The following is a 12,226-nucleotide window of genomic DNA, read 5'->3' on the forward strand; positions in this document are numbered from 1 at the left end:
TCCTTATATTCAATCATTCACAAACAACAATAAACCCCCACTCTGCTAACAACAAAAGAACCTACCAACAGGCAGGTTCTTTTTCCTTATTACATTACGCGCCAGCTGATACCACCATTCGTAGTCTGTAACAGTATCGAGCGCTTGTCCTCTTTTTTCTCAATCAAAAGCCACCCCACCTCAGTGGAAAAAAACTGCAGCTTTACAATCTCCGGATATTCCAGAAGCTTAGATCGCAGTACACTGCTCTCTTTAAGAGGTAACCACGTAACTCCTTGATCCACCGTATGGTAAAGGGTGTCGCCAAGTATGGTCCAACCGATCTGTGAGTTTAAGAACGTCGGAGCAATTTGACGATTGACACCAGCTTGTGCGTTCAATCCAAAGGATGCAAATTTCCAGTTAGCTCCACCGTTAGCCGTAAAATATCCATGGTAGGCGATTGTTTTTTCTTTATCCTTTTGGCAGCCAACAGACATCCAACCAGTAGACTTACTGGCATCAAAGAACTCCGGTTTGCCCGTAATTACTCGGTCACAATCCTCTAAACGTTCGTTAACCAGAAAAGCTGGCCCGAGGGTCCAGCTCTTACCGCCATCTTTTGTCATAAAGATTTTGGGAAGAGCACCTGTCTGCATTGTCACAAATCCATGTGTACTATTGCGAAAAATCATTCCAGTGGTAACGCCGGCAAACGGTATCGAATCATTAGGGAAATTCGGATTGTATTGCTCATTCTGCATCACTTCTTCCCAAGTGGCCCCACCGTCTGTCGTTGAAAAAAGTGCCTTGTTCTCTTTATTGGAAGAAGCGTTCCATGAGGTCATCAGCCAACCCTTTCTGGGTGAGTTGAAATATACAGAGGATACTGTATTCACATCTCCTAAAGATGAGATTTTCCAGCTTTGGCCGCCATCTGTGGTTCGCAGCACAATCGTCTCTGTCGAGCCAAAAGCACTTCTTATAATCCAACCATGAGATGGATCCGTGAAGAAAATCCCCTTCCCATACACAGGATTGGAGAGGAACTGCACATTTGGTGCTGGTGAAATATTAGCCCAAGTTGCTCCGTTATCCCTGGTCAAGTACAACCGAAGTTCGTTTTTGGTAACCCCCCAGGCCAGACCCTCACTTTCACTAAGCAGCTGAAAATCTGTAAGACGAGTCTGAATTTGATATTTCGGAGCGCTATCATTGTCAATATGATTGGCGTCTGGAGTAATCAGGGTTATCGTCTGTCCTTCTTCAGGTGCCTCTGTCGGCTGGGGCTGCTGAGTAGGTTCAGGGGGAGGAGATGAACAAGCCGTGACCACCCACGCTAACAAAATCAGCATCAATATTAATCTTATTCCCTTCAATCCAGCAATCTTAGATGCCAATAACCTCTCTCCTCTCGGATGGATTGAATCTTATTTATGATTCAAATTACTATTACGATAGCCATATAACGCATAGATTAGAAGTCCAACAACTGTCCAAATTAGAAAACCAATCCAAGTCTCACTTCCTAGATTATACATCAAAATACCACAAGTTGCCGCACTTAACAGCGGAATGAAAGGTACCCAAGGAACTCTGAACCCTCTTTTTAAATCCGGATGAATATATCTAAGCGCGATTACCCCTAAAGACACTACAAAAAAGGCAAACAATGTTCCTATGCTTGTCAGATTTGCCAACCGGTCCAGTGGGATGAAACCCGTTAACACAGCTATTAAGATACCTACCATCCATGTGCTTCGTACAGGTACCTGTGTTTTAACATTAATCTTGGATAAACTTATGGGCAGCAGGCCATCACGTGAGATGGCAAATAACAGCCGGGTTTGACCGAATAACATCACCAGCAGTACCGTAGTCATACCCGCAATGGCTCCAACAGAGATCAGACCGGCAATCATATCCTGATTTACGAAGCGAAGCGCATAAGAAACAGGATCACTAACATTGAGATCAGTATATGGAACAATACCTGTTAATACGAGTGAGACAAGAACGTACAAGACGGTACAGATAGCAAGGGATGAAATAATTCCAATCGGCAGATCACGTTGGGGTCTTTTCACCTCTTCAGCTGCGGTTGCTAGCGCATCAAAACCTATGTAGGCAAAAAACACTGTGGCTGCGCCATTGATCACGCCATGGTACCCAAATGGGAGAAATGGAGTCCAATTCTCTGGCTTCACATAGAAAAATCCTGTTACGATAAATAGAAGCACCACTGCTATTTTGATAAAGACCATGATGGCGTTAAAGCGTGCCGTTTCTTTCGTTCCCCGAGTCAGTAAATAGGAAATTAACAAAATGATGATTACTGCAGGCAGATTTATTATTGTACCCGCTTCCGCATTATAAGCCCCCGATAGTGCGGTTGGGAGATGTATCCCAAAGCCCTCTAATAACCCCTGAAAATACCCTGACCAGCCACTGCTTACAGCCGCTGCGGCAACTCCGTATTCCAAGACAAGATCCCAGCCTAAGATCCAAGCTAATAGTTCTCCAAAGGCTACATAACTATAAGCATAAGCACTCCCGGAAACAGGGATGGTCGAAGCAAATTCCGAATAACATAATGCCGAGAGCACACAGGCAAACGCCGCTAGTAAAAAAGAAATTATAAGACCAGGGCCTGCATGTTCAGCTGCGGCAACTCCTGTCATTACAAAAATACCTGTGCCGATAATGGCTCCTACCCCAAGCATTGTTAGATCCAGGGCACCCAACGTCTTGTTTAACTGCGTCCCCTCAGAACTTGTGGGTATGTGTAGAGCCTTTTTACGAAATAAATCCATCCTTACATTCTCTCCTGTCTAGTCTTGCTAAGATAATGAAATAAAAATCACATTTTAGTATGGCCTTAATTAGGGTAATGCATTAAATAAGATCAGCTTGAAAACACTACCGTTAACGATTATGATGGACAAGATTGAAACCAAAAATTTGAAATATTAAGGAGATGGAGACATGGCCCCCCCAAAACCCAATCGGGTCGTAGTTATTGGTACTGGAGCAGTTGGTACAACTACAGCCTATACATTATTGTTACGTAGACGTATGCCCGAACTCGTACTTATTGACGTTAATCATCAGAAAGCACTTGGCGAAGCACTGGATATGAATCACGGCATGCCTTTTGTCGGTGGTGTGAAGTTATGGGCTGGTACTTATGAAGACTGCCGTGAAGCAGATATCATTATAGTAACTGCCGGTGCATCACAAAAACCGGGAGAAACCCGGATAGATCTGCTTCGTAAAAATATTTCGATTTTTAAAGATATCATTGAAAAAATTACAAAGTATAACCAACATGCCATTCTACTTATTGCGACTAACCCTGTAGATATTCTGTCTTACGCGACTTTGAAAATAAGCGGGTTTGACCGCAGACGTGTAATTGGTTCTGGTACGGTACTTGATAGTGCTCGTTTTCGCTATTTGATCGGTCTTCACAAAGAAATCGATCCTCGCAGTATTCACGGACAGATCATCGGTGAACATGGAGATTCAGAGCTTCCGGTTTGGAGTCTTGCGAATGTAGCTGGGATTGATCTTGGTTTTGACGAAGCAGAACGCGAAGAAATCTTCCAAGATACCAAGAATGCAGCCTATGAAATTATTGATGCCAAAGGCTCAACCTCTTATGCAATAGCTCTTGCACTGGACCGAATTGTAGTCTCCATTCTTCATAATGAAGGCGCCGTGTTGAATGTTTCTACTTTATTAAACAACTATAACGGGGTTTCGGATGTCTACCTCGGCGCACCTTGCGTAGTAGATCGCTCGGGTGTTCGACAGGTGCTGGACCTCCCACTCAATGAAACCGAACAGGCTTTATTCCAGAAATCCGCTGAGAAGCTTAAAGCAGAGATAGCTAAGCTAGAATTGTAAGCGAATATGGCTGGAAACAGCCCTTTTTGACTACAAAAGACACAAGAAACCGTCCTTTTTATACGTGGAGCGTTGCCTCCACTATGAAAAGGACGGTTTTTAATATAACACGAATTAACTTAGCCTGCCAATGACAAAAAGATCCTTTAGCAGGCCAGGCTCACCTGAAATTCCGGATCTTTTTTATCAATTTATTTAGTGATGGGTTGCTTATAATATTCTTTGAGAACTTGTTCGGCTTTTTTGCCATAAATATCAAAACCACGGTCAATGGAAGCCTCTTCCAAGGCATATAATTTCGTGCTCCAGTCCCACCAGAAGTAGCCGGCAAACCAAGGTTCATTCCAGAATGCTTCCAGCGCTGACCGATAGAAGTTGGCCTGTTCATCTTCTGAATACGGTAAGTCTGTGTATGTAAAGTCCCATGGCATGGTGGCACATCCATGCGCACTTCGGCATCCAATCTCGATGAATACGAGAGGCTTGCCAAATCGCTCAGAAAGTGACTTAAGCCGCGGTTTCTGCTGCTCCCAACCAGCCAGCATATTCTCATAAGAATCTCCCGGCACGGAAGCTACCGGATAATAAGCGCTGGTTCCGATAAAATCCACCTCATCCAGCCATTCGATTCCTTCTTCTTTGCCATGATTGGCATTATAAATGATCGGCCCTGTATAAAGATTGGTGACCTCTTGAATCAATTGTCTCCATTCCGCAGTTCTAGACTCTGTGCCTACCATTTCGCAGCCGATACAGAACATCTCACATTCAAGCTCCTCCGCTAACTCTGCGTAGTGTTTAATGAAATTTGTATAAGAACGGAACCATGCTGCCCAATAAACCTCTCCCTCTTCCGGAAATCCAATCCTTGCTCTCCAAATGCCATCCCTCGAATTCACAACCGGTTTAAGACAAACTTTAAGACCAAGCTGTTTTGCCAGTTGTACTGCATGTGCGAGATCACGATCTGTCACCGTGTAACCGTAATCATAATGGATTTCTGTTGAATGCACTGTGTCTTGCCATGTCCAAAAAGATAAGGCGATCCATTCGCTTCCTGTCTCCGCCAGCTTTCTCATCGAATCTTCTGCATATTCTGTGCGGTATTCGCCTCGTTTTGATCCCCAGCCATAAGTCATGCCTTTTAGAAATACATCCTCCACGATTAGGACCTCCTATAAAAAACTCTTAATAACTGTTAGAATAAATCAATACCGTTATAATAACAAGTTATTTTTTGTTATCAATTTTTAAGGAGGTTTCTTTCTTTCCAATCACAGCTGGATTTGTAATTTAGACATAGCCTCTTCCTTCTCACGACTGGTAATATGTGTGTATACGGTTGTAGTTTGGATCGAGGAGTGACCAAGCAGTTCCTGTACAGTGCGCAAATCTGCCCCTTTCCTCAGCAGCATGGTTGCAAAGGAATGTCGAAGCTTATGACTTGAATAAGGACGTCGCTGTGCTGCTGGCACATCCCTTTGGAAACGATCGAAGGTATCTGCTGCAATTTGCTGAATGCCGCGGATCGACAACCTGCGTCCTTTTTGTGAAATGAACATCGCTTCCTCTTTACTGCGCCAAGGATCTAACCTTTCTGCTAACGCAGAGTCCAGAAAAGGCACTACATCCTCGGGAACAGGCACATTACGCCATTTACGCCCCTTCCCAAACACACGGAGAGAATGTCTTTCTACATTATAATCACTCAAATTCAGCGTGTGGACTTCCCCCACCCGAAGCCCCATATAGGACATCAACAAAAAAACTGCTAAATTGCGCTTTTTGTATTTACCATCTATAGAAGATAAAAACCGCCCCAGATCACTTTCATCTAAGTAGACCGGCTCACGATTGATCTCCGTTTTGGATTTCTTAATCCCGGCTGCCGGGTTGTTCTGAAGTAATTCCAGCTCGATCAATGCCTTGAAAAAACAGTTAATCGCAGCATGCTTCCGGTTACGGGTCGCATCACTCACTCCACGTTCGCGGACAGAGGTCAAAAAAGAAATGACATGCAGCTTCTTCACCGTCTCAAGCTTTTTACCATTCAGGCTGTCTAAAAATTGTTTCACATCTACTAAATAGGATTTTTGCGTATAGGGAGTGTACCCGGCATCCTTCATCCAGATGAGAAAGGCCTCCAGCCCTTCTTCGTAGTCTTCACACCACTCATTCATGCCTTAGAGCCTCCTTGTTAACGTTGATCTATATTAAACTTCTCCATTGCTCAGCATGTTTTTGTATCGCGAGTAAGAACTCCGTCAGTACGGGCGATTTCCATTTCTTATGATGATAGGCGATCTGCGTCGCCACACGCTGTGATTCATCATTCCAGTTCAACCTGGCAAGTTTGCCTTCGGAGAGTTCATTTTTCACAGTAATTAATGGAAGAAAGGCAATGCCAAGATCAGCCATCACACATTGCTTTATCGCCTCGATGCTCCAAAACTCTAACGTGGGGTCAGGAAATACACCGTAACTGTTCAAATGCCGTTCAAATAAAGTCCGGTAGGAACAGCCCGTTTCAGTATGAAGTATGGTCACTCCTTTTAAATGAAGGGGTTCTACCTCAGCAAGGTTTAATAAGGGATGATCTGGCGCTGCGATCAGCGTCATCGGCTCATGTACTAATGTTTCTATATTTAAATCTTTATCTTCCGTCTCAGGTTGCAACAAGAACGCTAAATCCAGTTCACCCGAACGGACAAAATCTGATAGTTCCCAGCAAGCTCCAGGCTTCAGAAGAATTTGCACCTTCGGATATTTAGCGCGAAACTCCTTAATAATACCTGGTAAGCGAAAAGCAGCTAGAGATTCAGGAGCCCCAATCCGTAAAGAACCCGTAAGTTCACTATCCGAGCGTAACGCGTCCTCTGCTAAAGTGTGCATTCTGGATATTTCCTGAGCGAACGGGAGCAACCGACGCCCTGCGTCGGTTAGGATAATCTTTTTACTGATCCGATCAAATAATGGCTGGCCAATTTCAGACTCTAGTGCTTGGATTTGCGCAGTAATACTGGACTGTGCATAATCAAGCTTCTGTGCTGCTCTAGTAAAACTGCCCGTCTCCACTACCACTAAAAAGGTAAAAAGATGACGTGACTCCATGAATTTCCCCCTAAATGAAAATGAACCATCGGAATATCGAATGGATACTATTCAAAAATTCTGTTTTTCCAATGGATCTATTATCTGCTACTCTAGAACAAAAGACAAGGAAAGCAGGATAAAAAAACATGAAGGAATCCGCTTCAAACACTTTACAAAAAAACATTGGCATGCCTCAGGCTATTGCCCTTTACATCGGGGCTGTGTTGGGTTCTGGGGTCTTAATTGTTCCTGGTTTGGCTGCAGAAATGGCGGGTCCCGCTTCATTACTGGCGTGGGGATTTATGTCGTTGCTGATTTTGCCGATGGCCTTATCAATGGGTCTGCTTTCTGCTAAATTCCCTAACGCCGGCGGTGTTTCCCATTTTGTAACGCTTGCTTTTGGTCCAAAAGCTGGCTCACTGGTGGGGTGGTTCTTTCTGATGTCCGTTCCGATTGGTGCACCTGTTGCTGCACTGACTGGAGCTGGTTATATGACAGCCGCTATGGGATGGGACGAATCTGCAAGAATTACTATTGCTGCTGTTATGTTGGTCATTGGTCTGATTACGAACTGGATTGGCATGCAGGTAGCTGGAAAGGTACAAATAGCGGTAGTTATAGCGATTGTTGCTGTGCTGGTCTTCTCCTTTGCTACTGCACTGCCCCGTATGGAAGTCGAACACTTCACTCCCTTTATCCCACATGGATGGATGAGCATTGGCCAAGCTGCTGCAATCTTATTCTGGTGTTTTATTGGCTGGGAAGCTGTCTCACACCTATCTGAGGAGTTCAAGGACCCACAGCGTGCCGCCGTTAAAGGAGTAACCATCGCCGCTATTATAGTAGGGATTCTATATTTTCTCTCCGCACTAGCAACTGTTGGTACACAAAGCTACCTCAAAGGTGGATCAAGCACTTCACTCGTCTGGATTATTAGTCAGCCTCTTGGGCGCTGGGGAGGATTTATTGCCGGACTTACTGGTCTGTTCATCTGTACAGCCACAATTATTGCCTATGCAGGAGCTGCCTCACGTGTGGCTTATGCTTTATCCCGCCAAGGCTCTGCGCCGAAATGGATGGGTAAAATGTCCAAACAGTATCATACCCCTATCGGTGGAATAGCTTTTCTTCTGCTCTGTTTTGTATCGGTGATGACACTGTATGGCAGCGGGTCCATCTCCATCACCACTCTGATCCAGTTTCCGAATGCTACTTTTATCCTGACTTATATCGGAGGTTGTGCTGCAGGAATACGCCTGCTCAAAGGAAGTCGCTTAGGTGTGACGATAAGCTGGATTTCTTTTTTAGCAACAGCTGCTGTGTTTCCTTTTACGGGCTGGGCGATAGGCTATCCGCTACTCATCACTTTGGTGTTCGTTTGGATTATCCGTAATAAGCGTAAACAGAGGATACGTGTCAGTGAAGAGATTGGTCCTAAAACGCATGAGGAACAACAAAAGGTGTTGTAAGGCTCTAACAAGTCCTAAACTGGCATTCGTTTCAGCAGCTGCTTAGATGGTTATGGAATGAAGAGGGTATACTAGACTATGACCAGTCAAAGGAGACGATAAACCATGCCAAACAAAACTAAGAAAACTAAGATCATTCTTGAGCCAGCGGCTCAAAAATTTGCCGATGATAATGCGAAACCTCCCTTTCTATCTGACCTTGGGCCAGAAAAAGGCCGTGAAACGGTAGATAGCGTACAATCCAGTGAGATATTTAAACCTGAAGTTGATATTGACGATCTAATGGTGCCTGGTGGACCTAACGGTGATGTTTCCATACGAATTGTTCGCCCCCCTAGCTCCTCATCAGCATCGCTGCCTGTTATCCTGTACATTCATGGCGCAGGCTGGGTGTTTGGGAATGCCCATACCCATGATCGCCTGATTCGTGAACTAGCTGTCGGAGCGGAGGCCGCTATTGTTTTCCCAAATTACAGCCTCTCCCCAGAAGCTAAATATCCTACAGCGATTGAAGAAATCTACGCAGTTCTCCAGTGGACAGCTGAAAAAGGAAGCGAGCACGGATTAGATACTAGCAAGCTTTCTATAGCCGGAGACAGCGTCGGTGGGAATATGGCAGCTGCTATTACTCTCATGGCGAAAGAACGGAGTGGACCGAAGATAGCGAAACAACTACTATTCTATCCGGTAACGGATGCCTCGTTTGATACTGAATCCTATCATGAGTTCGCCGAAGGTTATTTCTTGCAGCGGGACGGCATGAAATGGTTCTGGGATCAGTATACTACTGACCCTGAGGAACGTAATCAAATCACGGCTTCCCCTCTACGGGCTAGCCTAGAGCAGCTACGGGATTTACCAGATGCACTGGTCATTACTGGTGAAGCAGATGTACTACGGGATGAGGGTGAAGCTTATGCCGCCAAATTGCGGGAAGCTGGAGTGAATGTTACGGCTGTCCGCTTCCAAGGCATCATTCATGATTTTGTCATGCTGAATCCTTTAGCCGAGACTCATGCTAAAAAAGGAGCCATCAAGTTAGCGACTACATGGCTTCGTGAAGGTTTCTAAACAAATCAACTGTTGACATATTCTTTTACTAGGCGAATTGGTTCACACAAGAATTCTTATGTGAAACTGATTCGCCTTTTATTGTTAACATAATGTTTATTATGTTAACAAGTGTATTTTTACAATTGAGAAACAAATATCCATTACCCGCGTCAATATATTATAAATGATCTATAAGGAGCTAAAATCGTGAAATATGTACCGTTTATCCTAAAGACTGTTATATCTTCCTCCTTGCTCGTATCTGGAGCTGGAATATATTTGCCTGGTGCTCAAGCAGCAGTAACAACCCCTACCTCCTCTTCAACAACCGGCGACTCCATCAACATAATTAAACCCTTATGGCACGACAAGGCAGATGGTCAAGGAATTTATAGCCAACAGGCCCCTATTGCAAATGGATTATTCTATTATTCTTCAGGCGGAACACTAAAGGCCGCCGAGCTCAGTACAGGCAAAGTTAAATGGTCCTACAAAAACGGAACAAATCCTGAGATTATAACGAATAATTCAGTTTTCTTTATCACTTATGAGGGTTATCTTGTAAAAGTTAATGCCCAAACGGGGAAGTTGCTTTGGAAGGTTAAGGCTGCCAAAGATCCGATTGAGATCGGTGCTTTCGCGGAGTTAGTTAACGGAGTGTTATACTTCCGGAACGAGCATGGTGGAATTGCAGCTTATCATCCGGTTACTGGTAAAAAGATCTGGGAAAATAAAGATATCCCTATGTATGTAGGAAGTATCGACGGCCTTTATAACGGGGTATTGGTAGTATCCAGTACCGTTGATAATAGGCGTACGCAGTTTTTCGGTCTTGATCCGGCTACAGGCAAGAGGTTATGGAGAATTCAGGGGTTCTATAGCTTTGTTGCTTACCGGAATGGTGAATTAATACTCCGCGAACAAGCCAATGCTGCAAATGATACCTCTAACGAGCCTCTTAAAGGCTATCAGATGACCCTGGTACATATTGATGTTAAAACTGGAAAAGCGAAGACCAAAAAGAACTACAAACCGCTCGAAGATGTCAGTAGACTCGGTAATTATTTCACATCACTTCAAGGCTCGTATCTATATACAGTCGATGGAGGTTTAGATCAATGGGGTGGTCATCCACTATACCGCTTTACCTTAGGTCAAGAAACAACGAGCGAACCCAAAAGTTATCAGGAGTACGGAGATTGGGTGGCTGGACCAGTAAATAACATGGCTTTTTTCCAAAAGGGTGCACAGATCACTGGCGTTCAAATGAACGATAATCGCATTATTAGCTTCAACGGACCGGACAGTCCCGCGCTTAGCGTTCAATTTCTGGGTAAGGGGATTTACGCTGGCTATGAGAATGGCTACTTCTATATCATAAATGCAGAAACAGGAAAAACACTTGGCAAAGTAAAGACCGGAGCACAACAATACGGCACACTATTCAGTGCGAATGGTATTCTCTACATCCAGACGGAGCACGATATATTCGCGATCCCCCTGCCAAAAGAATTAAAATAGTTGTTGTTACTCCTCTTCTTTTGCAGCCACTTCTCGTTTAAACTCACTGGTTCGACTCTCCAGATGAACTGACCCGCTGTTCCCAATCTGGAAGGTCGTGCCAGAACCAATCGACAGAATTTTGATATATTGTATATTAATCGTTGATTCTGCGGAATCCTTTAATATCACAAACTCATCCGCTTCATGCCCTTCGTTTGTCCACACAGGGATAGGAATATCTATTAGTGTAGTATCTTTCGTACGATTATTAATCTCCTTTATGTCAAAAAGGTAATTCTCCTTGCTTCCCAGAAATTTAGATTGAACCCGGTTTACAGATCCACATATAAAAATAGAACTGTCAGACAGATTGTTGATATAGACATCTTGTATGCGAGAGATATGCATAGATTAACTGCCTTTTTTAACTTGATCTGGAGCGCTCTGAGTATATTCTATTACGCTGTCAAACGCCGAGGAGCAATGAATGGATTGAGTATCCCCTACTAAAAATACTGATGAACCCGAGATCGAAACGACTTTCACTGCATTGACACTAATATCTCTATTGATCACCGTTATCTTCATTCGTCTCCCGCCTTCCGGTTATATTTATTTCCAAATGCCGCTCTACTGCCGTAACGATATCTCGTTTGATTTGCTCTACAATAGATGCGCATTCTTCATCAGTATATCCACGCCCTTCCACTGTGGCAGGGAGTTGGCTTACATACTCGTTAATCCGTCCATCCATCTGATTCAGCAGATCCTGAGTCACCATTTGGATATATTGCTCATCAATGCTTAAATTCTTCTCTTTTTCTAATCGTGAAAATTGCGAGGGAACCTCTTCTTGCACATACTTCAAAATCTGTGGGCGAATCTGATCCGATAAGGCAGTTGTACCTACTTCCTGCTCTCCAATAGATTTACCGTTGATCATCGCTTCATCCAGATTGTTCCCCTCATTCGGTGTAATGCCTATATTTAAAGTGCCTTCCAGCTTTTCGATTTTTAATTGTTCAAAATGATAATTAATAGGTCCTATACTTGCAGATTTATTGTTCTTTATGCTGTCTACATCGCCTTGCAAATCTCGAAGCTGCTTCTCTAGCTGTTGAATCTTCTCCGCTTGCAATCTTAGTGCATTAAAAACCTGTTGAGCATAATACGGATGCATACAACCCCCTCCTATGGTTTATTGTATGCGGGGACAAAGA

At 43.9% G+C, this 12,226-nt stretch carries 12 protein-coding genes; 4 read left to right on the top strand and 8 right to left on the bottom strand.

Features of this window, described 5'->3' with window-relative positions; all coding sequences use genetic code 11:
* Positions 1-89 precede the first annotated feature (89 nt).
* Positions 90-1,379, bottom strand: a complete 1,290-nt coding sequence (locus tag MKZ09_RS19145; RefSeq protein ID WP_038571444.1) for a VPS10 domain-containing protein — start codon at positions 1,377-1,379, stop codon at positions 90-92.
* Between the two features lie 30 nt (positions 1,380-1,409).
* Positions 1,410-2,792, bottom strand: a complete 1,383-nt coding sequence (locus MKZ09_RS19150; protein ID WP_076200933.1) for an amino acid permease — start codon at positions 2,790-2,792, stop codon at positions 1,410-1,412.
* A 172-nt stretch (positions 2,793-2,964) separates the two neighbouring features.
* On the opposite strand from MKZ09_RS19150, the gene MKZ09_RS19155 reads away from it, so the two are divergent.
* Entirely contained in the window at positions 2,965-3,888 is a 924-nt protein-coding gene (locus MKZ09_RS19155) for an L-lactate dehydrogenase (protein WP_036687562.1), read from the top strand.
* A 191-nt stretch (positions 3,889-4,079) separates the two neighbouring features.
* Here MKZ09_RS19155 and MKZ09_RS19160 read toward each other — a convergent pair whose 3' ends face one another.
* From MKZ09_RS19160 to MKZ09_RS19170, 3 genes are all read right to left on the bottom strand, one after another.
* On the bottom strand, positions 4,080-5,051 hold the full coding sequence (locus MKZ09_RS19160; RefSeq protein ID WP_232061378.1) for a glycoside hydrolase family 113: 972 nt from the start codon (positions 5,049-5,051) through the stop codon (positions 4,080-4,082).
* A gap of 111 nt (positions 5,052-5,162) precedes the next feature.
* The gene (locus tag MKZ09_RS19165; RefSeq protein ID WP_076106781.1) at positions 5,163-6,068 is read right to left on the bottom strand and encodes a tyrosine-type recombinase/integrase; all 906 of its coding nucleotides are present in this window, start codon (positions 6,066-6,068) and stop codon (positions 5,163-5,165) included.
* Positions 6,069-6,096: 28 nt separating this feature from the next.
* Entirely contained in the window at positions 6,097-6,999 is a 903-nt protein-coding gene (locus MKZ09_RS19170; RefSeq protein WP_076133707.1) for a LysR family transcriptional regulator, read from the bottom strand.
* A gap of 128 nt (positions 7,000-7,127) precedes the next feature.
* On the opposite strand from MKZ09_RS19170, the gene MKZ09_RS19175 reads away from it, so the two are divergent.
* The 3 genes from MKZ09_RS19175 (at position 7,128) to MKZ09_RS19185 (ending at position 11,024) form a co-directional block, all read left to right on the top strand.
* Positions 7,128-8,450 carry an APC family permease gene (locus MKZ09_RS19175; RefSeq protein ID WP_076200931.1) on the top strand — a complete coding sequence of 441 codons (1,323 nt, stop codon included), beginning with the start codon at positions 7,128-7,130 and terminating at the stop codon, positions 8,448-8,450.
* A 105-nt stretch (positions 8,451-8,555) separates the two neighbouring features.
* Positions 8,556-9,521 carry an alpha/beta hydrolase gene (locus MKZ09_RS19180; protein ID WP_076200929.1) on the top strand — a complete coding sequence of 322 codons (966 nt, stop codon included), beginning with the start codon at positions 8,556-8,558 and terminating at the stop codon, positions 9,519-9,521.
* Between the two features lie 189 nt (positions 9,522-9,710).
* Positions 9,711-11,024, top strand: coding sequence for an outer membrane protein assembly factor BamB family protein (locus tag MKZ09_RS19185; RefSeq protein WP_076200927.1), 1,314 nt, complete (start codon positions 9,711-9,713; stop codon positions 11,022-11,024).
* A gap of 6 nt (positions 11,025-11,030) precedes the next feature.
* On the opposite strand, the gene MKZ09_RS19190 is transcribed toward MKZ09_RS19185, so the two are convergent.
* The 3 genes from MKZ09_RS19190 to gerPC are packed head-to-tail and all read right to left on the bottom strand — an operon-like array spanning position 11,031 to position 12,186.
* Positions 11,031-11,414, bottom strand: a complete 384-nt coding sequence (locus MKZ09_RS19190) for a spore germination protein GerPE (RefSeq protein WP_076133711.1) — start codon at positions 11,412-11,414, stop codon at positions 11,031-11,033.
* Between the two features lie 3 nt (positions 11,415-11,417).
* Positions 11,418-11,594: a spore gernimation protein GerPD gene (locus MKZ09_RS19195; protein ID WP_111504304.1), complete on the bottom strand. Its 177-nt coding sequence runs from the start codon at positions 11,592-11,594 to the stop codon at positions 11,418-11,420.
* Complete coding sequence (gene gerPC, locus MKZ09_RS19200; protein WP_076200925.1) at positions 11,572-12,186, bottom strand: spore germination protein GerPC; 615 nt, start codon at positions 12,184-12,186, stop codon at positions 11,572-11,574. The genes MKZ09_RS19195 and gerPC overlap by 23 nt, the downstream gene beginning before the upstream one ends.
* Positions 12,187-12,226 lie beyond the last annotated feature (40 nt).

Source organism: Paenibacillus sp. FSL R5-0908 (assembly GCF_038006245.1).
In the GTDB taxonomy this organism is placed as follows: Bacteria; Bacillota; Bacilli; order Paenibacillales; family Paenibacillaceae; genus Paenibacillus_AQ; species Paenibacillus_AQ odorifer.

Bases quoted from the DNA above. Each gene is read 5' to 3' on its own strand.
- MKZ09_RS19150 (WP_076200933.1), bottom strand. From the start codon at position 2,792: ATGGATTTATTTCGTAAAAAGGCTCTACACATACCCACAAGTTCTGAG.
- MKZ09_RS19155 (WP_036687562.1), top strand. From the start codon at position 2,965: ATGGCCCCCCCAAAACCCAATCGGGTCGTAGTTATTGGTACTGGAGCA.
- MKZ09_RS19165 (WP_076106781.1), bottom strand. From the start codon at position 6,068: ATGAATGAGTGGTGTGAAGACTACGAAGAAGGGCTGGAGGCCTTTCTC.
- MKZ09_RS19170 (WP_076133707.1), bottom strand. From the start codon at position 6,999: ATGGAGTCACGTCATCTTTTTACCTTTTTAGTGGTAGTGGAGACGGGC.
- MKZ09_RS19175 (WP_076200931.1), top strand. From the start codon at position 7,128: ATGAAGGAATCCGCTTCAAACACTTTACAAAAAAACATTGGCATGCCT.
- MKZ09_RS19180 (WP_076200929.1), top strand. From the start codon at position 8,556: ATGCCAAACAAAACTAAGAAAACTAAGATCATTCTTGAGCCAGCGGCT.
- MKZ09_RS19190 (WP_076133711.1), bottom strand. From the start codon at position 11,414: ATGCATATCTCTCGCATACAAGATGTCTATATCAACAATCTGTCTGAC.
- MKZ09_RS19195 (WP_111504304.1), bottom strand. From the start codon at position 11,594: ATGAAGATAACGGTGATCAATAGAGATATTAGTGTCAATGCAGTGAAA.
- gerPC (WP_076200925.1), bottom strand. From the start codon at position 12,186: ATGCATCCGTATTATGCTCAACAGGTTTTTAATGCACTAAGATTGCAA.